This window comes from Micromonospora sp. DT231, from assembly GCF_049847025.1.
Lineage (GTDB): Bacteria > Actinomycetota > Actinomycetes > Mycobacteriales > Micromonosporaceae > Micromonospora.
Genome location: NZ_JBNCNO010000013.1, coordinates 174,740 through 194,372, shown reverse-complemented (window position 1 = coordinate 194,372; position 19,633 = coordinate 174,740). Strand labels below are relative to the sequence as shown.

20 protein-coding genes are annotated in these 19,633 nt (G+C 73.0%); 13 read left to right on the top strand and 7 right to left on the bottom strand.

The features are described from left to right. Window positions 1-122 precede the first annotated feature (122 nt). Entirely contained in the window at window positions 123-683 is a 561-nt protein-coding gene (locus ACPXBU_RS28075) for a SigE family RNA polymerase sigma factor (protein WP_393370136.1), read from the top strand. Then, the gene (locus ACPXBU_RS28070; protein WP_425760371.1) at window positions 676-1,896 is read left to right on the top strand and encodes a hypothetical protein; all 1,221 of its coding nucleotides are present in this window, start codon (window positions 676-678) and stop codon (window positions 1,894-1,896) included. Before ACPXBU_RS28075 ends, ACPXBU_RS28070 begins: the two co-directional genes overlap by 8 nt. Window positions 1,897-1,956: 60 nt before the next feature. Here the strand turns inward: ACPXBU_RS28070 and ACPXBU_RS28065 are convergent, their stop codons facing one another. After that, window positions 1,957-2,271 carry an MGMT family protein gene (locus ACPXBU_RS28065; protein ID WP_393370130.1) on the bottom strand — a complete coding sequence of 105 codons (315 nt, stop codon included), beginning with the start codon at window positions 2,269-2,271 and terminating at the stop codon, window positions 1,957-1,959. Between the two features lie 61 nt (window positions 2,272-2,332). Between ACPXBU_RS28065 and proB the strand changes: the two genes are divergently transcribed. From proB to ACPXBU_RS28025, 8 genes are all read left to right on the top strand, one after another. Continuing rightward, window positions 2,333-3,442 carry a glutamate 5-kinase gene (gene proB, locus ACPXBU_RS28060; protein WP_425760370.1) on the top strand — a complete coding sequence of 370 codons (1,110 nt, stop codon included), beginning with the start codon at window positions 2,333-2,335 and terminating at the stop codon, window positions 3,440-3,442. Window positions 3,443-3,476: 34 nt separating this feature from the next. Next, entirely contained in the window at window positions 3,477-4,721 is a 1,245-nt protein-coding gene (locus tag ACPXBU_RS28055) for a glutamate-5-semialdehyde dehydrogenase (protein ID WP_425760369.1), read from the top strand. Between the two features lie 85 nt (window positions 4,722-4,806). Further along, window positions 4,807-5,208, top strand: a complete 402-nt coding sequence (locus ACPXBU_RS28050) for a YbaB/EbfC family nucleoid-associated protein (RefSeq protein ID WP_425760368.1) — start codon at window positions 4,807-4,809, stop codon at window positions 5,206-5,208. Window positions 5,209-5,210: 2 nt separating this feature from the next. After that, window positions 5,211-5,537, top strand: a complete 327-nt coding sequence (locus ACPXBU_RS28045; RefSeq protein ID WP_393370121.1) for a hypothetical protein — start codon at window positions 5,211-5,213, stop codon at window positions 5,535-5,537. A 27-nt stretch (window positions 5,538-5,564) separates the two neighbouring features. After that, on the top strand, window positions 5,565-6,059 hold the full coding sequence (locus tag ACPXBU_RS28040; RefSeq protein ID WP_393370119.1) for a hypothetical protein: 495 nt from the start codon (window positions 5,565-5,567) through the stop codon (window positions 6,057-6,059). After that, window positions 6,052-6,681, top strand: coding sequence for a hypothetical protein (locus tag ACPXBU_RS28035; protein ID WP_425760366.1), 630 nt, complete (start codon window positions 6,052-6,054; stop codon window positions 6,679-6,681). The genes ACPXBU_RS28040 and ACPXBU_RS28035 overlap by 8 nt, the downstream gene beginning before the upstream one ends. Further along, window positions 6,678-7,295, top strand: coding sequence for a hypothetical protein (locus tag ACPXBU_RS28030; protein WP_425760365.1), 618 nt, complete (start codon window positions 6,678-6,680; stop codon window positions 7,293-7,295). The genes ACPXBU_RS28035 and ACPXBU_RS28030 overlap by 4 nt, the downstream gene beginning before the upstream one ends. Before the next feature lie 33 nt (window positions 7,296-7,328). Further along, complete coding sequence (locus ACPXBU_RS28025) at window positions 7,329-7,844, top strand: SUKH-4 family immunity protein (RefSeq protein ID WP_425760364.1); 516 nt, start codon at window positions 7,329-7,331, stop codon at window positions 7,842-7,844. Here the strand turns inward: ACPXBU_RS28025 and ACPXBU_RS28020 are convergent. The 6 genes from ACPXBU_RS28020 to ACPXBU_RS27995 all read right to left on the bottom strand — a co-directional run bounded on the left by ACPXBU_RS28020 (window position 7,828) and on the right by ACPXBU_RS27995 (window position 16,275). After that, window positions 7,828-8,676 (bottom strand): prenyltransferase/squalene oxidase repeat-containing protein, encoded by an 849-nt coding sequence (locus ACPXBU_RS28020; protein WP_393370108.1) that lies wholly within the window; start codon window positions 8,674-8,676, stop codon window positions 7,828-7,830. The two genes, ACPXBU_RS28025 and ACPXBU_RS28020, sit on opposite strands and share 17 nt — an antisense overlap. A gap of 85 nt (window positions 8,677-8,761) precedes the next feature. After that, complete coding sequence (gene moeZ, locus ACPXBU_RS28015) at window positions 8,762-9,943, bottom strand: adenylyltransferase/sulfurtransferase MoeZ (protein ID WP_393370105.1); 1,182 nt, start codon at window positions 9,941-9,943, stop codon at window positions 8,762-8,764. Window positions 9,944-10,065: 122 nt separating this feature from the next. Next, the gene (locus ACPXBU_RS28010; RefSeq protein ID WP_425760362.1) at window positions 10,066-10,899 is read right to left on the bottom strand and encodes a DUF3152 domain-containing protein; all 834 of its coding nucleotides are present in this window, start codon (window positions 10,897-10,899) and stop codon (window positions 10,066-10,068) included. A gap of 89 nt (window positions 10,900-10,988) precedes the next feature. After that, window positions 10,989-11,843: a DUF3152 domain-containing protein gene (locus ACPXBU_RS28005; protein ID WP_393370099.1), complete on the bottom strand. Its 855-nt coding sequence runs from the start codon at window positions 11,841-11,843 to the stop codon at window positions 10,989-10,991. A 5-nt stretch (window positions 11,844-11,848) separates the two neighbouring features. Beyond that, window positions 11,849-12,823 carry an alpha/beta fold hydrolase gene (locus ACPXBU_RS28000; RefSeq protein WP_393370096.1) on the bottom strand — a complete coding sequence of 325 codons (975 nt, stop codon included), beginning with the start codon at window positions 12,821-12,823 and terminating at the stop codon, window positions 11,849-11,851. Between the two features lie 23 nt (window positions 12,824-12,846). Beyond that, a complete protein-coding gene (locus ACPXBU_RS27995) occupies window positions 12,847-16,275 on the bottom strand; it encodes a hypothetical protein (protein WP_425760360.1) in 3,429 nt (1,142 codons plus the stop codon). Between the two features lie 149 nt (window positions 16,276-16,424). Here ACPXBU_RS27995 and ACPXBU_RS27990 point away from each other — a divergent pair, with 149 nt between their 5' ends. The 3 genes from ACPXBU_RS27990 to ACPXBU_RS27980 all read left to right on the top strand — a co-directional run bounded on the left by ACPXBU_RS27990 (window position 16,425) and on the right by ACPXBU_RS27980 (window position 19,559). After that, window positions 16,425-17,063 carry a TetR/AcrR family transcriptional regulator gene (locus tag ACPXBU_RS27990; RefSeq protein WP_110563158.1) on the top strand — a complete coding sequence of 213 codons (639 nt, stop codon included), beginning with the start codon at window positions 16,425-16,427 and terminating at the stop codon, window positions 17,061-17,063. 64 nt (window positions 17,064-17,127) lie between these two features. Continuing rightward, window positions 17,128-17,355 carry a DUF3107 domain-containing protein gene (locus ACPXBU_RS27985; RefSeq protein WP_393370091.1) on the top strand — a complete coding sequence of 76 codons (228 nt, stop codon included), beginning with the start codon at window positions 17,128-17,130 and terminating at the stop codon, window positions 17,353-17,355. Window positions 17,356-17,855: 500 nt separating this feature from the next. Beyond that, window positions 17,856-19,559: a DEAD/DEAH box helicase gene (locus ACPXBU_RS27980; RefSeq protein WP_425760359.1), complete on the top strand. Its 1,704-nt coding sequence runs from the start codon at window positions 17,856-17,858 to the stop codon at window positions 19,557-19,559. Window positions 19,560-19,633 lie beyond the last annotated feature (74 nt).

The following is a 19,633-nucleotide window of genomic DNA, read 5'->3' as shown; positions in this document are numbered from 1 at the left end:
CCACCCGTGGCGGGCATCAAACAAGTCAGGTTGCCGGCAGTGAAGGCCGCAACCGCGTCCGCAGTCTTGGAGTGTTACCACCGCCGAGGGCAGATCAGCCTGGCGGTCACGGGGGAGGGACAGTGACGTCAACGATGGGAGCCCGCGCCAACGAGCCACCGGCGGTACGGACGGCCGGTTCGGCGGTCGAGACGATCACCTTCGACGACTTCTACCACGCGCACTTCGGAAGCGTGACCGCCCAGCTCTGCGCGTACACGGGGGATCTGGGCCACGCCCAGGACCTGGCCCAGGAGGCGTTCTACCGAGCGCTGGCCCGCTGGGACCGCCTGGTCCGCTACGACGACCCGGTGGCCTGGGTCCGCAAGGTCGCCTGGAACCTGGCACACAGCCGCTGGCGACGCCTTCGTACCGCCCGCGACTACCTGCTGCGACAACGGCGCACCGAGGCCGAGGTGGCCGGGCCGACACCCGACCGGGTCGCCATCGACGCGGCGCTGGCGCAACTGCCGCCCAACCATCGCCGCGCGGTCATCCTGCACTACCTGGCCGACCTGTCGGTCAGCCAGATCGCCGCGCAGGAGGGGGTGGCCGAGGGCACCGTCAAGTCGTGGTTGCACCGCGGACGGACCGCCCTGGCCGCGCTGCTCGACGAGAACACCGAGGGGGTACGCGATGTCTGACCTCGACCCACTGCTGCGCGAGCGGCTCGGCGCGTACCGCAATGACGTGATCAGCCAGGTGGCCGGTCCCGGTCCCGACAAGGCCCGGCAGCTCTTGCGCCGACGTCGACGGATGACGGTGGCCGCCGCCGCGGTGGCGGTCGTCCTGGGGGTGACCCCCGTCGTCATCAACGCCGCGCTGCACGCCGACCGGACTCCGCCGGTGCCGGTGGAGTCCGTCCCACCGCCGGCCCCGTCCACGCCGGCCCCGCCGACGCCCACGCCGACCGGGTCGCCGACGCAGACGCCGACACCCTCCGGCACCGCCCCGACCGGCCCGGACGGGCGAATAAGTCGGGCGCAACTGCTCGCCACACCTGTGGATCTGCCGAACTGGCCGGCGGGCATGGCGGAGGGCGGCTGCACCACCTCGAACGTCCGGCTGAAGACCAACACGAAGAAGACCTACGTGTCGGAGCTGGCCGACGACGAGTTCGAGTACGGCGACGTCGATGGCGACGGAGCCGACGAGACCATCGCCATCGTCGCCTGTCGGTACGGCGAAGCGTCGGCGAAGCAGGTGGTGGCCTTCGAGCGGAACGCCGACGACCGGATCGTGACGGTGGGCCGGGTGGTCCGGACCGACGACGAGTTCAAGGACGTCCTCGCGGCGGAGATCACCTCGACCGGCTCGGTGCGGGTGACGGTGGCCGACATCGTGCCGTGTTGCGAGGTCCCCACGTATCTCCGGCGGGAACAGGTGCGGACGTACCGGTGGGACGGGGAGTGGTTCGAGCAGACCGACGGCCCCACGACATTCGGCCCGGATCCCCGGCTCACCAACCTGAAGATGAGCATGACCCACGAGCTGGTCGAGGTCCCCGGTACGGACGCCCTGCGTGAACTCACCACGGTCTTCACGGTCACCAACGCCGGCCCGGTCGACGCGCCGCGGGTGTCGTTCCAGAACATCGAACACGGCGAACGGGCGGGCGGCGAATGGGCCCGATGCGAGCCGGGAAAGCTGTGGGACACGACCAGACCGGGGTGCCTGCTACCGGGCGTACCGGCTGGTGAGTCGCGCCGCTACACGTTCGTCCAACGGGTACCTGCCCAGCCGGGTGCCGACGCCCGCACCGTGAGTTTCTCCGTCGTGCACGGCGACGCCCAGGGCCGCTGGTGGCCCGACCTCAAGCCAGACGACAACGTGGTGCGGTCCCCCATCCCGCTCTGAACAACCCCGAGGTGCCCCCCGGCCCGGGGGGCACCCGTCCCGCACACCACGGGCCGGTGGTCACGGCCTCTCCTCCGGCGACCATCGCGCCGCCGACATGTCCACGCCCTCGCCGCGCAGCGGCGCACCCTCGGCGCGCAGTCGGGACCGCGCCTCCCGTTCGTGGCCGGGTGGCAGCCGGCCACCCGACGTCACCACCCGATGCCACGGCACCGAGCCGCCGTGTCGGGCCATGATGCTGCCCACCAGCCGCGCGGAGGCACGACCCGAACGCTCGGCGAGCGCATCGGCGACCGCGCCGTACGACATCACCCGGCCCGCCGGGATCCGCTCGACCAGGTCGAGCACCGCCTCGACGTACTCGTCAGGAGTCACAATCCGCCACCATATGGGAAGGCCGCCGGGCGCAGCGGCCGTGACCACGCAGAATGGTCGGGTGCGCGACGCAGTCACGGCAGCCCGGCGGGTCGTCGTCAAGATCGGATCTTCCTCGTTGACCACCGCGACCGGCGGGCTGGCCGACGAGCGCGTCGACACGCTCGTCGACACCCTCGGTCGGCTGACCAGCGAGGGACGCGAGGTCGTGCTTGTCTCCTCCGGCGCGATCGCCGCCGGCCTCGCCCCGCTCGGGCTGCCCCGACGCCCGCGCGACCTGGCCACCCAGCAGGCCGCCGCCAGCGTCGGGCAGGGCCTCCTGATCGGCAGGTACGCGACCAGCTTCGCCCGGCACGGCCGCACCGTCGGGCAGGTGCTGCTCACCGTCGACGACGTGACCCGACGGGCGCACTACCGCAACGCGTACCGGACGCTGCGCAAGCTGCTCGACCTGGGGGCGGTGCCGATCGTCAACGAGAACGACACGGTCGCCACCCAGGAGATCCGGTTCGGTGACAACGACCGGCTGGCCGCCCTGGTCGCCGCTCTGGTGCACGCCGACCTGCTGGTGCTCCTCTCCGACGTGGACGCGCTCTGGACCGGCGACCCCACCAAGCCGCACTCGACCCGGATCGCGGAGGTGCGTGACGACGCGGACCTCGCCGGGATCACCATCGGCGGGGCCGGCCGCTCCGGCGTCGGCACCGGCGGCATGGTGACGAAGGTCGAGGCCGCCCGGATCGCCACCGGCTTCGGCATCCCGGTGGTGCTCACCGCCGCCGACCTGGCCGCGTCGGCCCTGGCCGGCGACCCGGTCGGCACCCTGTTCCATCCGCAACGGCAACGCCCGACGGCCCGGCTGTTCTGGCTGGCCCACGCCACGTCACCCCGGGGGCGGCTGCACCTCGACCCGGGCGCGGTGGCGGCCGTCGTCGGGCGGCGCAAGTCGCTGCTACCCGCCGGCATCACCGCCGTGGACGGCACCTTCACCGCTGGCGACCCCGTGGACCTGGTGGACACCGCCGGCGCGTCGGTCGCCCGCGGGTTGGTCAACTACGACGCGGTGGAGCTGCCGGGGCTGCTCGGCCGCTCCACGTCCGAACTCGCCGCGGCGCTGGGCCCGGCGTACGAACGAGAGGTCGTCCACCGCGACGACCTCGTCCTGCTGTGAGCAGAGAACCTTCCCACGAACGAGGAGAGTTGGCATGAGCGTCGTCGAGCAGGCGCACCGGGCGCGGGACGCCGCCGCGGAGTTGGCCGTGGCCACCCGTACGGTCAAGGACGCCGCGCTCGTGGCGATGGCCGACGCGCTCGTGGCGCGTACCCCGGAGATCCTGACCGCGAACGAGACGGACCTGGCGGCCGGCCAGGAGGCCGGGCTGAGCGCGGCCGTGCTGGACCGGCTCGCCCTCGACGCGGGTCGGGTGGCCGGCATCGCCGACGCGCTGCGCCAGATGGCCGCGCTGCCCGACCCGGTCGGCGAGGTGGTCCGCGGTTCCACCCTGCCCAACGGGCTGGAGCTGCGCCAGATCCGGGTGCCGTTCGGGGTGGTCGGCATCATCTACGAGGCGCGGCCGAACGTGACCGTGGACGCCGCCGGGATCTGCCTGAAGTCCGGCAACGCGGCGCTGCTGCGCGGGTCGTCCTCGGCCGCGCACTCCAACGCCGCGCTCGTCGCGGTGTTGCGCGACGCGGTCGCCGGCGCCGGGCTCCCGGCCGACGCGGTGCAACTGCTCGACGCCAGTTCCCGCGACTCCGTCAAGGAGCTGATGCGCGCCCGTGGCCTCGTCGACGTGCTCATCCCCCGCGGTGGCGCGTCCCTGATCCGCACCGTCGTCGAGGAGTCGACGGTGCCGGTGATCGAGACCGGGGTGGGCAACTGCCACGTCTACGTGGACGCCGCCGCCGACGTGTCACAGGCCGTCGCGGTGACGTTGAACGCCAAGACGCAGCGCCTGTCCACCTGCAACACCGCCGAGTCGCTGCTGGTGCACGCCGGCGTCGCCGACGCGTTCCTGCCGCCGATGCTTGCCGCTTTCGCCGAGGCCGGGGTGACCGTGCACGGCTCCCCAGAGGTGGCCGCGTACTCCGCCGCCGTGGTCCCGGCCACCGAGGAGGACTTCGCCACCGAATACCTGTCCGCCGACATCTCGGTGGCGGTGGTCGAGTCCCTGGACGCGGCCGTCGGGCACATCCGGCGCTACGGCACCGGGCACACCGAGGCGATCCTCACCGACTCGGCGAGCGCGGCCCGGGAATTCGTCGCGCGGGTGGACTCGGCCGCGGTGATGGTGAACGCCTCGACCCGCTTCACCGACGGCGGCGAGTTCGGTTTCGGCGCGGAGATCGGCATCTCCACGCAGAAGCTGCACGCCCGTGGCCCGATGGGCCTGCCCGAGCTGACCAGCACCAAGTACGTCGTCACCGGGGACGGGCACCTGCGCGACTGACAGTCCTCCGTGGACGTGGTCCCACCACTGTGTGCCGGGTCGCTAGTCTGAGGTCGATTCGGCGCGGCTAGTCCGGGGAGGCGACATGCTGGGCGAGAAGGCCCTGGAGGAGCAACTGGCGCAGGCACGTGCCGCGCTGCGGGATGTCAGCCGCACCGTCGCGCCCCCGGAACCTGTCGAGTCGGTGGGCGAGGCGGCCGACGGGCGGATCCGGGTCACCGTCGGCAGCGACCGGCGGGTCAGCGCCGTCGACCTCGATCCCCGGGTGCTGCGTGAGGGCTCGGAGCAGCTCGCCGAGGAGTTGCGCCGGGCGGTGAACGCGGCCCTCGACGGGCAGGACGAGGCGGCGGCGGGGACGGAGCCGATGCCCGACCTGGCCGCGATGGCCGCCACCGTGGAGCGGCTCCAGGACGAGGGCCTGCGGCAGATGCGGGAGATCACCCTGGCGGTCGGCGAGACCATGCGGAAACTGCACGGGAAGAGTTGACGATGGACCCGCTGGATGTCGACGTCGACTCGGTACGCCGCGGAGCGGAGCAGTTGGCCCAGGCCAAGGAGCAGGTCGGGCAGGCCTTCGAGGCGTTCCAGGCGGCGGTGGGCAGCTACGCGCAGGCCTTCGGCGGCGACGAGATCGGGATGCTGCTCGGCGTCGCCCACCAGGCCTGCGTGGACGGGCTGACCGAGTGCCTCAGCACCAACCTCGTCGAGTTGGACAACTACGCTGCCGGCCTGCACTCGATGGCGGACGGGTACCGGGCCGTCGAGGAGGGCGTCGGCGATCTCTTCCAATCAATTCTCGGCAAGCTCGGCAGCTGAGCCCGCCGCACGGGGAAAGGAGTCACGGTGGGCCTGACGCTTCCGGGTGAGCTGGTGTCGTTGCTCTCGATGATCGGGTACGACTGGCCGGAGTCGGACGAGACGGCACTGTTCCAGCTCGCCGGCGAGTGGACCGGCATGGCCGACCGGATCAACGGGTCGGTCGCCCAGCTGGAGTCGGCCGCGCGGACGGTGCTGGACACCAACCGGGGCGAGAGCTTCACCGCCTTCGCCGACGAGTGGAACGACGGGGAGTCGGCCGCGCGCAACATCGCCGACGCCACCGACCCGACGAACATCATCGCCATCGGGCTGATGGCCGGGGCGGGCGTCGTGCTGGCGTTGAAGATCCAGGTGATCGTGCAGCTCATCCTGCTGGCGATCCAGATCGCGCAGGCGATCGCGACCGCGGTGGTCACCTTCGGTGCGTCGCTGCTGGAGATCCCGATCTTCAAGATGATCACCGGGTTGATCATCGACCAGCTGATCGGCATGACGGTGGACGCGGTGCTCAATGGCTAAGAAGCGCACCTCGCCGCCCCGGCAGACGCAGGCGAAAGGCGCCAGGATCGTCTCGGCGTTCCTGGAGAACGCCGACGTGTTCCGCACCGCCAAGACGGCCGGCACCACCCCCCGCGGCCCGGCCGTGCTGGTGCTGCGCAACCGCCCGGACTTCGACAAGAAGGACTTCGACCGCAAGGCCAGGGACCTGGTCCGGCTCGGCCAGGAGGGCCGGCTGAGCAAGGCGAAGTCGGACCGGACGGCCAACAACGTCTACCACCGCGGGGGCCGAGGGACCAAGCCGGGCACCCGGACCCGCACCAACGTCTTCCGGGACCGGGTGATCCGTCGGCTGACGAAGAACGAGAAGCTGACCCAGCAGCACGGTGACCGGACGACCAACCAGTACCTGGCCAACAAGAAACTCGTCGATCGCCTCTACGACGGCCGGGGGCCGATCCGGGCCCGGGGCGAGGGACTGGACCCGGACCATATCCACGAGCTGCAACTCGACGGAAAGGACGAATACGCTAACCTCAGGCTGATGGACGCCTGGACCAACCGCCAGCTCGGCAGCGATATCTCCGTGGCGTTGCGCGACGTCCCCGAGGGCACCCCGATCATCGTGAAGTTCCTGCCATGACCAGCGCGGACCCCACCGTCCTCGCCCGGATCGCCGAAAAGCTGGAGCTGCTCACCCGGGTCGAGGCCGAACACGGCTTCGGTGTGCGTATCGAGGGGGCGGCCCCGCTGGAACCGATCGCCGACCTGCCCGGCGTCGCCGAGGTCTACGCCCTGTTCCAGCGCCTGGAGGGCGACAACTTCCGGTTCCACGCGCCGAAGGAGATCCTCACCCCGCAGGCCTGGGCGGAGGACGAGGTCGACCCGACCGACCCGATGGGCAGCCCGCTGATCGTCGGCTACGAGATCGACAGCGTCCCCACCGGCCTACGGTCCGAGATCCGCGGCGGCGACCCGCTCTACCTCGACCGGGAAGACCTGGACGTGTACTACATGGAGTCCAGCGCCTACGTCTACCAGTACGAGCACCCCGACGAGGACGTCGAGTTCACCATCATCGCCCCCGACGTCGCCACGTTCTTCGACGAACACGTGCTCGGCCCCCGCTACCCGGAGCTGACGGCCATCGTCCTCGGTCCCGCCGCCCCCGAGCAGCGGCTGCGCAAGGGCCGGCACGCCGGCGAGTACGCCGACAACTGGCGGCGTCTGCTGATCACCGCCGGCCTGTCGTCCTGACCGACCCGACTCCTGTGACCACGAAGGATCGTCATGGCCGCTGACCCCCGGTTCCGTGCCCTGTGGCACGAGGACGAGCTCATCCCGTACCCGCGCGAGGCGTGGCTGGACGGGGGCTTCAGCCCCGACCTGCTCCCCGCCGGTGACGAGATCCCGCTCGACGTGGCGGTCGTCTACACGGCCTTCCTCGAAGACGACATCGAGCTGTACGACACCATGCAGTTGAGCACCGAGGACGGTTCGCTCGACATCCGGCTGATCGTGGTGGGCGCGGTCGCCGACAACCCCGACCTGCTCTACGTGCTGGACCCGCGCAACGGTGAGATCCTCCAGTTCGATCTGAACCAGAAGGACATCCAGGGCGTCAACAGCAGCTTCCGCACGTTCGTCGAGTTCCTCTACCAGTTCGCGCTCTTCGTCGAGGCGGACGAGGGCAAGGCGGGCCGGGCGGAGCGGGCCGAGACGCTGCGGACGGTGTTGGAGGGCATCGACCCGGCCGCCTTCGCCCCGGACGGCTGGTGGCCGCTGGTGATCAGCCAGTTGACGTGACCGGCTGACAGGCCCGGATCGCCCGCAGCGTGGTGTGCACGTCGAACTGGTGACCGTCGTCGCTGTCCCAGCCCCCGTCGCTCCGCTGGGTCCTGGTGAGCCGCTCGCGGGCCGCGACGAGCAACCAGTGCTCCTCGCCCATGTCGACCCGGCGCAGCGTCCCCGCCAGCCAGGCCACGTCCGCCGGGGACAGTTGGGGGATCCGCTCGGCGAGCACCGACTGGATCAGCGCCGACTCGTAGTACATCTCCTGCCGGTGCAGCACGGCCGCGCTCAGCCAGCCGGCGGGCACGAAGGAGGGCCACCGGCCGTCCGGGGCGAGCTGCGCGGCGAGCGCCTGCGCGGCGGCCTGCACCACCCCGGCGTACGACCCGCCGACGCGGTGGTCCAGCGGCCCGGCGGCCCGGGCGTCCAGCCCGCCGACACTGAGCCAGAAGCCGGCGTTGGCGGTGAGGTAGAGGCGGGCCTCCGGGTCGCCGGGCCGGGCCCACTCCGGGGCGAGGTCGGCCAGCGACGGGTCCTCGTCCCAGCCGCCGTCGGGCAGCTGGGAGGCGGCGAGCCAGTCCAGCGCGTGCCGGGCCGCCGGGCGGCCGAGGGCACCGAGGTCGTCCAGCTCGGCCAGGCGGAAGCAGGTCGCGTCGACGGAGCCGACGGCACCGTCCAGGACGGCCGGCCAGCCGCCGTCGGGCGTCTGCCCGGTCTCGGCGGCGTCGAGCACGCGGTCCGGCACCGGCGCACCGGTGCGCAGCCGGGAGAGACGCGCGCGGTCGACCGCGTCCCCGTGCGCCACGACGAAGCCGATAGCGGCGTCCATGTCCACCACGGCGGTCACGCTACCTGCGTAAAGGTCGTCGCGCCTCGGGGAATCGGCCGAGGCCGGGGCGGGTGAGTGGCCCGCCGCCGGCCCCGGTCGTCGTTCAGTACGCGGGAAGCGAGGGATCGATCTGCTTGATCCAGGAGAGCACGCCGCCCTGCACGTGCACCGCGTCGCGGAAACCGGCCGCCTTGACCGCGGCGAGGGCCTCCGCCGAGCGGACGCCGGACTTGCAGTGCAGCACGATCTGCTTGTCCTGCGGGAGCTTCGCCAGCGCCTCGCCGGAGATGATGTCGCCCTTGGGGATGAGGGTGGCGCCCGGGATGCGGACGATCTCGTACTCGGCGGGCTCCCGTACGTCGACCAGGAAGATGTCCTTGCCGGCGTCCTGCCACTCCTTGAGCTCCAACGCGGTGATCGTCGCGTCGAGGGTCGCCTCCTGGGCCTCCTCGGAGACCGCGCCGCAGAAGTCCTCGTAGTCTTCCAGCAGGTCGGTGACCGTCGGGTTGTCGCCGCAGAGCGCGCAGTTCGGGTCCTTCCGTACCTTGATCTTGCGGTATTCCATCTCCAGGGCGTCGTAGACCATCAGGCGGCCGACAAGCGGCTCACCGATGCCGGTCAGCAGCTTGATCGCCTCGTTCACCTGGATGGAGCCGATCGACGCGCAGAGCACACCGAGCACGCCGCCCTCGGCGCAGGAGGGGACCATGCCGGGCGGCGGCGGCTCCGGGTAGAGGCAGCGGTAGCACGGGCCGTGCTCGGCCCAGAACACCGACGCCTGGCCGTCGAAGCGGTAGATCGAGCCCCAGACGTACGGCTTGCCGAGCAGCACCGCCGCGTCGTTGACCATGTAGCGGGTGGCGAAGTTGTCGGTGCCGTCGACGATCAGGTCGTACTGGGCGAAGATCTCCCGGACGTTCTCCCGGTCCAGCGCGGTGTTGTGGATCTCCACCTGGACCAGCGGGTTGATCTCGCGGATCGACGCGGCGGCGGACTCGGCCTTGGACCGGCCGATGTCGGACACGCCGTGGATGATCTGACGCTGGAGGTTGGACTCGTCGACGGTGTCGAAATCGATGATGCCGAGCGTGCCGACCCCGGCCGCGGCAAGGTACATGAGGGCGGGCGAGCCGAGGCCACCAGCGCCGACACAGAGCACCCGGGCGTTTTTCAGCCGCTTCTGCCCGGTCACCCCGACATCCGGGATGATCAGATGGCGTGAGTAGCGGCGGATCTCGTCAACTGTCAGCTCGGCGGCGGGTTCGACGAGCGGGGGCAACGACACGGTGGACTCCCCGGGATCGGCGGTGTGAACCGCGCCATTGTTGCTCGCGGGAGCCCCGCTCGGCCATGAGGGACGACACTGGTCCGCGATGCGGGAGCGGGAATAACCGACGACCCGGTCGATCAGGGGACGATGTCACCCGCGTAGCGACGGCCGTCGACGTAGGGCCAGGCGTTCGCGACACAGCCGCGCAGGCCGTACGTCTGCTGCTGCATCACCGGGGCAGGCTCCCCCGGGCCGGGGCAGGCCTCGTGCTCCTCGCCGAACTCGTGGCCCACCTCGTGGTTGATCACGTAGGTGCGGTAGGTGTCCAGCGGAGCGCCGTAGTCGGGGACCGCCTCCATCCAGCGGGCCAGGTTGATGATGACCTGGCCGGGCAGGCGGCAGGAGGTGTAGCGCTCGGTGGTCAACCCGCCCTCGGCGCACATCCGCTCGGACGTGACAGGGGTGGCCAGGTAGATGGTGAAGTCCGCCGCCCCGGCGTCCGCCACCCGCTGCACCCGCAGCTCGTCCGAGGCGATCCAACTGCGCTTGTCGGTCAGCACCTCGTCCACCTTGGCGGCGAACGCGGCGGCGTCCTGGCCGGTGCCGCGTTCGACGACGACCCGGTAACGGCGCAGCGGCCCGTCCGTGCCGTGCACATGCGTCGCACCGTCGGCCGCCGTGAAGCGTCCGGCGCCGACCGAGGGGTAGCTGGTGGGTGCCGGGTGCGCGGGCGCCCCGCCCCCGTGGCCCATCTCGCCCTGGCTGGTGGCGGGAGTGTCGGTCGGCGGTTCGCCGCCCCGGTCGAGCGTCACGCCGATGCCGGCGGCGAGTACGACGACGAGCGCGCCGAGCAGCAGGGCGCGGCGACGCCGTCGGCGCATCCGGACGAGCGTGGGACGCGCGCCTTCGTACGCCGACCGACCCGGCTGGTCGGGCGGCGAGGGCGGGCCGTAAGGGGACGACGGCGTCATGACGTCGAGCCTGCCAGATTATTCGGGCATTTCTCCGTCTTTGCCGTTATTCCGGCAAGCCGCCCAATGGTGAATGAACAGGGTGCCGTTCAGAGGGCGGGGCCGGCGTAGCGGCGTCCGTCGAGGTACGGCCACGGGTTGACCCGGCACCCGTTGAGGAAGAGCGTCTGCTGCATCATCACCGGCGCCGGCCGGCCCGCGCCCGGGCAGCGCTCGTGCCGGTGCCCGAGTTGGTGACCGACCTCGTGGTTGACCACGTACGTCCGGTAGACGTCAAGCGGCACGCGAGCCGAGACGAGATGCGGCACGGACAGCCGCCACCGGTCCAGATTGATGATCACCTGGCCGGGTGCCCGGCAGGAGGTGTACGGCCGTCCATCGATCCGGATGTCCACCCCTCCGTCGGCACACATCCGACCCGCCGTGCGGGCGGTCGCCAGGTAGACGGTGAAGTCGCGAGGCGCGTCCCCCGGCACCTGCTGCAGCCGCAGCCTGCCGCTGTCGACCCAACTGCCCGGCCCGGCGAGCGCCACCTGGACCGCCTGCGCGAAGTCCGCGGCGACCTCGTCGCTGCCCGACTCCACCGCGACCCGGTACCGCCGCAGCTCACCCGCGCGACCCAGCACGGGGCCGGAACGGGCGTCGTAGCCAAATCTCCCGGTGCCGGCGCTCGGGACCGCACCGGGCGCCCGCAGCACCGGCGACGGGCTGGGCCCGACCGAGGCGGAGGGCGACGGGCCGACCGACGGCGGCAGCGGCGCGGCCACCAGCGGCGCCAGCGTGCCGACCTCGTCGGCGGCCAACCGGTCGGCGCCGGGATCCCCGCCCGGCCCCTCGGCGATCACGATCACCGCCGCGCCGACCGCCACCACCACCGCCACCAGTTGGGCGAGCAGAGCGAGGCGTCGCTGACGGCGACCGGGAAGGTGGACTGAGCTGGGCATCCAGGTCAGCCTGCCAGATCGGACCGCCTGGCGGTGTCCTCCGTTTCGGCGAGCAGGCCGACCACCGCCCGGGCGACCAGGCGGGGCACCTCCAACTGCGCCACGTGACCGACGCCGTCGAGCATCATCAACCGGCTGTCCGGGATGACGCGGGCGGTCTGCGGGGCGACCCGCACGTCGACAAGGCGATCCTGACGGCCGCCCACCACCAGGGTCGGCGCGCGTACCGCCGCGGCGAGCCGCCACAGCGAACCCGACCCCGGCAGGTACGCCCGCAGGAAGCTGGAGACCAGTCCGCGGAACGTCCGGACGTACGCGGCGGCATAGTGCTCGGCCTCGTACCGCACCCGGATCTCCTCCAGCGCCTCGGCCCGACGCTGGTCGCAGATCCGGCTCAGGTCGGCGACGCACGCCTCCAGCACCTGCTGGGCCATCACCTCGGGGGCGAGCTGGGTGAGGTGCCGGGCGACCAGCCGCTCACCTCGCGGGATGGCGAGCACCGGCAGCATGCGCCCCTGCAACGAGCGGCGGAAGTCGAGGAACGGCAGGGCCGGGGAGATCAGGGTGAGGGTACGGACCAGGTCCGGCCGGAGCCCGGCGACCTGCACGGCGACCGCACCGCCCAGCGAGTTGCCGAACAGGTGCACCGGGCCCCGACCGGAGTGCTCGATCCAGCGGACGACAAGATCCGCGAAGGCCGGAATGGTGTAGCGGGGCCCCGGCTCACTGCGACCGAAGCCGGGCAGGTCGATGGCCTGACCGTCCAGCCGGTCGGCGAGCAGCCCGGCCAGGTCGGTCCAGTTCTGTGACGACCCGCCCAACCCGTGCACGTACAGCGCGGGTTCCGCGCCGGCGGCGGTGGCCGGGGTGTCCCGCACGTACGTGCCCAGGCCGTCGAGGCGGACCTCCCGGCCCGGCCAGGGCGGTGGGACCTGATGATCGGGGAGCAGATGGTCGGGCCAGAGGGTGGCGCTTCTCATCGGTCCAGTCTGCCTCGGACCACTCAGGACAGCAGCGCCTCCAGCCGACGGTTCACGGCGGCCAGGGTCGCCCGGACCACCGCCTGCCGGGGATCGCCGGCGACCAGAGCCGAGCCGGCGAGTTGCTCGACCCAGCCCGCACAGACGAGCAGCACCACCACGGTGGCCACCTCGCAGTTGCCGAACGGCACCACCGCCGCGTGCTCGACGAAGCAGCGCCCCCGCTCGGCGTTGTCGGTGCCCCGCAGCAACTCGTCCACCGCGGCGGCCGCCGCCACCGCGCAGAGCCGCAGCACGTAGCCGTCCACCGCCGGCCCGGTGGCGTACCCGGAGGCGCTGTCACCGTCGGCCAGCAGCCGGACCTCCACGTTCGCGTCCAGCCCGAACGTACTCACCTGCACGTGGTCGATCACCACCCGCGGGCCCGGCACGCCGCCGGTGTCCAGCGGTCGGGACGGTGCCGACTCCGTCGTGGTCACCTGACCACCGGAGTACGACGTGCCGAGCGTGGCCGGGCTGCCGGTCGCGGCGCCGGCCGGCGCGGCCGAGACCGATCCCGGCTCCTCGACGGTGGCGCGACCCCGGTGCGGCGCGTTCGGCCGGCGGCGGCGCGAGGCGTCCGTGCCGGTCCACTGCTCCGGGCCTGCCGGTGTGGCCTCCGCCGGGGCGCCCGACGGACGACCCGACGCCGTCGGCTCGGCTGCCCGGATCTCACCGGTACGGGAATCCGGACCACCGTCGCGCGGAGCCGCGCCGGGTGACTCCGCCGTACGCCGCTCGGCAGGTCGGGGCTCGGCCAGGCGTCGGCGCACCGGCGGGGGTGGCGTGCTGGGCAGGCCGGGCACGTTCTGCGGGGCGGCGGCCAGCCCCATCCGTTCCTGCAGCAGCCGGGCCACCTGTCGGCTCACCTCGGCCGGGTCGGCGCCGTCGGCCAGGTCCAGGCGCAGGCTGTGCGCCCCCGCCGGGGTACGGCGCAGCGCCGCGTCACGGACACCGGCGACCTCCCGAACGGCGTCCAGGATGGCGTTGACGTCGAACCCCTCGGGGCGCTCCCGCAGTGGGGCTGGTTCGTCGTCACGGCGAAGGTGGGTCGCGATGCGGGCGAGTTCCGGGGTTTCGGCGGGTGGCTCCACGGCTGGCGGCTCCGGCACGATGGGCACGTCCGGTTCCGCGGGGACGCGCTGCGGCAGCACCACCGCCCTCGGGTCTGGTTGCCTGCCGTCGTCGGCCGGCTCGGCCGACGACGTCGGGTCGGGGGCGGATCGGCGAGCCGCGTAGGGCGAGGTGGAAGCGGCTGCCGGCCGGTCCAGGCGCCCGGACCCGCTCGTGGCGGAGGGCGGGACCGCCCCGGTGGAGGAGAACGCCGTCTCGGCGTTCGTCCGCGCCGTCGTGCGGGGTGCCTCGACGATAGGCGGCCCGGGCGGTTCGGGTGTCGCCGGCCGGAGCCGGAATGGTCCGATCGGACGGGGCGGCCCGGACGTCTCGCCCGTCTCACCGCCGCCGGCCGCGCTCGTCGACTGGCTGGCCGGCCAGGACGGGCGCTCGGCAGAGGCGGCGGGGATCCGACCCTCGGACCAGTCCGGCCGCTCGGCCGGGGAGTTGCTCGCCGTCGAACCGCCGACCCACGAGGGGCGCTCCGCCACCAGGGGCGGGCCCGCCGGGGCCGGGGGCGCGTCGGCCAGCGTGGGAGGCGGCCCGGCCGGTGCCGGAGGTGGCGCGTCGGCAGGTGTGGCTCCGGAGACCCAGGAGGGCCGCGTCGGCGGGGCGCTCGTCGGCGTCGGGTCGGACCCGCCGGCCCAGGACGGCCGCCCTGGCGTCGGGCTGCTCGGCCCGGGGGCGGACCCACCGGCCCAGGAGGGGCGTACCGGCGGGGTGCTCGTCGCCGCCTCGGACCCACCGGCCCAGGACGGGCGTACCGATGGGGCACTTGTCGGCGTCGGGTCGGACCCGCCGGCCCAGGACGGCCGCACCGGCGGCGCACTTGTCGGCGTCGGATCGGCTCCCCCGGCCCAGGACGGCAGCGGCGGCGCCGAGCTGGTGGGCCCGGGGTCCGACCCCCCGGCCCAGGGCGGACGGTCGAGTCGGGGCGCACCGGACCCGGCCCAGGACGGACGGTCGGCCGGCGGGCCGCTTGTCGGCGTCGGACCACCGGCCCAGGACGGACGATCGGCCGGCGGACCACTTGTCGGCGTCGGACCACCGGCCCAGGAGGGGCGCTCGGCAACCGGTGGTGTCAGGCCTGACGACGGCGCGGGCGGCCCACTGGTGGGGGACGCGTCCGCGTCGACAGCCCGGGGCGCGACAGCCGGCGGGGCGGCCCAGGACGGGCGATCCGACGGCGGCGAGCTGATCTGCTCGGTGGGACGCACGGGCGCGGCCTCGGACCCGGACTCACCCCGGTTGACGTCGTACCCGCGGGGCGGATCGGCACGCACCGGCTCGTACGGGCGGGGCGACTCGGCGCGCACCGGCTCGTACGGCTGCTGTGGCTCGGCGACCCAGCCCGGCGCGGGCTCGTCCCGGGACGGAGGGCCGGCCGGCTCGTCGTCCGGGCGGGACCAGGGCGGCGCCCACCCGCCGGAACTCGGGCGGTTCCAGTTCGGCCCCGACCAGTCCGGCTCGATGGCCGGCGACTCCCCCGCCCGCTGTGCATCAACTGGTCGGGAGGTGTCCGGGGCGCGCTGCGGCTCGGTGGCGTCGGCGTGCCCGGCCGGCCCCGGTGGGCGGCCGGGCGCTGCCGGCTGCTCGGGTGCGAGCGGGTCCCGCCAGTCACGCGGCGCGGCCGGGTCGTCGGCGGCCAGCCGCTCGCTTGTCGGCGCGCGGAAGCCGGGCGGCACCTCGAAGCCCGACGCGGCGGTGCCGACGGGCGGCACCTGCACGGCCGGTGGCGCGGAGGTGGGCAGGCCGGGCTCGGCCCAGCGAGCGCGGTGCGCGGCGGCCGGATCGACGGTGGAGCGTGGGGCACCGCCCCGGTCGGGCTCGCCGACGCCCTGCTCCTGCGGCGGCACGGGACGTTGCGCGGGCACCACCAGCCGGTCACCGGACGCCTCGGGTCGACCCTCGGCGGGCAGCCCCGGCGGTGCGCTCACCGGCGCGGCGCGGCCGGCGGGCGGTGCGAGGCCGGGATGGCGGACGCCGTTGGCGTCGTCCGGGTGGTGCACGCCGTTCGTGTGGTGGCCGTTGGCGCGGGTCGGCGGATCGAGGTCACCCGGCAGCCCGACCAGGGGCGCCGGCAGGTCGCCGTGTCGGGTGGACGAGGTGCGCCAGCCGGCCGCGGGGTCGGGTTGCCAGCGCGGCGCCTCGTCCCGGGCATCCTCGCGATCGGTGGCTCGGGGCCACCCACCCGCCGGGGGCGCCCACCCGCTGACGGAACGGCCCGGGTCGTCGTGCTGACCCGCTCCGTCACCGTGCTCTCCCGGGGTGGCGGCTCCGGGTTGCCCTGTTTCACTCACCGCGCGCTCCTTGGTCGCCCCCGCTGAGGCTACCGTGTGCCGAGAGTGGCGATAAGTTACAGCGGCGGGCCATTTCCACGACGGGGGTCACGGGCCTCGCCCGGTCTGGGGGGAAAATGCCGGCTCGTACGGAGAACTCGGAGGATCCCATGACCGCTGCGGGGAACGGTGCACAGACCGCTGGCCGGCCCACCCGCCTGCCCCGCTCCGCGCGCCGTAAGCAGCTTCTGGCTGCGGCGCAGGAGGTGTTCGTCGCGCAGGGCTACCACGCCGCCGCGATGGACGACATCGCCGAGCGGGCCGGGGTCTCCAAGCCGGTGCTCTACCAACACTTTCCCGGGAAGATGGATCTCTACCTGGCACTGTTGGACACGCACTGTGACGCCATCGTCGCTCAGGTGCAAGATGCGATGCGCGGCACCAGCGACAACAAGGAGCGGGTCGGCGCGTCGGTGCGGGCGTACTTCGACTTCGTCGACCACGAGAGCGAGGCGTTCCGGCTCGTCTTCGAGTCGGATCTGCGCAACGACCCGGCGGTGCGGCAGCGGGTGGAGCGGGTCGAGCAGGGCTGCATCGCGGCGATCACCGACACCATCATCTCGGACACCGGGGTTAGTCGGGCCCACGCCGAGTTGCTCGCCTCCGGGCTGGTCGGCGCGGCGGAGACGGCCGCGCAGTTCTGGCTGGCCGGTGGACGCCAGGTGCCGAAGGCCGAGGCCGAGGCACTGGTGGCCGCGCTGTCCTGGCGGGGCATCGCGAGCTTCCCGCTGCAAGGTGAGTCAGCCTGACCGCCGACCCCGTGATCGGATAGCCTTCCCAGGGCGGTTCTTTCGCCCCAGTTGAGGAGGCACAGTGGAGGTCAAGATCGGCGTGCAGTACGCGCCGCGTGAGCTGGTAGTGGACAGCGCGCAGTCGCCGGCCGAGATCGAGCAGATCGTGACCGACGCCTTCGCCGGTGACGGCGGCACGCTCTCCCTGACCGACGAGAAGGGCCGGCGGATCATCGTTCCGGTCGAGAAGGTCGCCTACGTCGAGATCGCCGAGGCGTCGTCCCGGGCGGTCGGCTTCACCGTCCGCTGACCGGTCCGGCCATCGCGGCAGGCAGTCCTTCGACCACCTGCCGCGGGCCGGTGCCGTGCTCGACGGTTCCGGCGGGCACCGACCCTCCGCGCGGCGTTGCGTCCACGAACGGCCGACACCGCGCCCGGCACGGCCCGTCCGGTTCCCGCGCACCGCTCGGATGACGTCGCACCACCCCCGTCCGGCCGGGACGCCCGCCGCGCTGTTCAGCGCGCGCCGGTGACTCGCGCGGGGTACGCCCCAGCGGCATATCTGTGACACAGGTCACAATCCCCGCCCCCGCGTGTCGCCTGGCCGACCGGGAATCGGGACGAAGCCATGCCTGTTCAGGTAGCATGGAGCAGTTGCCGTGGGCGCCGATCTGATCGAAGCTCAGCCCGCGGCGCGCGTGCGGCCCGGTCCGGCTCGGCAATCTGCCGCCGACCGTGTGGCCCGCGTCATACCGAACGCGCCCTGAGGACATGACGGGCGCACCCACGAGAGGGCACCCCCACATCCACATGAGCGACCTGACTCAAGATTTGCTGGACGGCCAGGAACTGGCCCCCACCGCCCCGGTCCGACCGGAGGCCCCCACGTTCGCCGCACTCGGCGCCCGCGCCGAGACCGTCGAGGCCCTGGCCTCGGCCGGCATCACCCGCGCCTTCGCCATCCAGGAGTACGCGATCCCGATCGCGCTGCGCGGCGTCGACCTTATCGGTCAGGCGCCCACCGGCACCGGCAAGACCCTCGGCTTCGGCGTACCGCTGCTGGACCGGGTCTTCGCGCCCGGCGAGGGCAGCGACGGCGTCCCCCAGGCGCTTGTCGTCGTCCCCACCCGTGAGCTGGGCATCCAGGTCGCCAAGGACCTGGCCGCCGCCGGCCGCACGCGGGGCGTCCGGGTGCTGCCGATCTACGGCGGCGTCGCGTACGAGCCGCAGATCGACGCGCTGCGCAAGGGCGTGGAGATCCTGGTCGGCACCCCGGGCCGACTGATGGACCTGCAGAAGCAGAAGCACCTCCGGCTGGACCGGGTGCACGCGCTCGTCCTGGACGAGGCCGACCGGATGCTCGACCTGGGCTTCCTCGACGACGTCGAGAAGATCCTGGCGATGCTCCCGGAAGACCGCCAGACGATGCTCTTCTCGGCCACCATGCCGGACCCGATCGTCACGCTGTCCCGGCGCTTCCTGCGCCAGCCGATGACGATCCACGCCGGGCACACCGCCGAGACCGGGCCGTCGCCGCAGACCCAGCAGTTGGTCTACCGCACCCACTCGATGAACAAGGTCGAGGTGGTGGCGCGCATCCTCCAGGCGGAGGGGCGCAGCCTGACCATGATCTTCACGCGGACCAAGCGGGCCGCCGACCGGGTCGCCGAGGACCTCGACTTCCGCGGCTTCGCGGTCGCCGCGGTGCACGGTGACCTCGGCCAGGGCGCCCGCGAGCGGGCACTGCGCGCCTTCCGGGCCGGCAAGATCGACATCCTGGTCGCCACCGACGTGGCGGCCCGTGGACTGGACGTCACAGGCGTCACCCACGTCATCAACTACGACTGCCCGGAAGACCAGGACACCTACACCCACCGGATCGGTCGTACCGGCCGGGCCGGCGCGACGGGCGTCGCGGTGACATTCGTCGACTGGGACGACATGCCGCGCTGGCGGATCATCGACAAGACCCTCGGTCTGGAGATGCCGGAGCCGCCGGAGACGTACCACACGTCGCCGCACCTCTACACCGACCTGCACATCTCCACCGAGGTCAGCGGCACGCTGCCCACCGCCGAGCGCACCCGGGCCGGGCTGTCCGCCGAGATCGAAGAGGATCTGGGTGGCACGACCCGCTCCCGCCGGGGCGACAGCGGTGGCCGGGGTGGCCGACGCGGGGAGAGCCGCGGCGAAGGCGGCCGAGGCGAGGGCCGCGGCGAGCGCCGTGGGCGAGGTGACGGTCGTCGGGACCGGTCCGACTCCGGCACCCCGGCCGTCGCCGAGGCGCCCGTCGCCGACGCGACCGAAGAAGGCACCCGTACCCCCCGGCGCCGGCGTCGCCGCCGTGCCGGCGAGGCGGTCGTGGGCGAGCCGACCGCGGTGATCGCCGCTGACGCCGGCCCCACCGAGCCGGCCGCAGCGTCCGACGGCGAGCCGTCGAAGCCGCGCCGCCGCCGTCGCCGCCGTGGTGGCGGTTCCGACGCCGGTACGCCGGCCGAGGCGACCGCCGACTGACCACCAGCCACACCTGACATCCCCCGCACCGCCTCAAGCGGTACGGGGGATGTTCCCTTCTCCCACCCCACCTG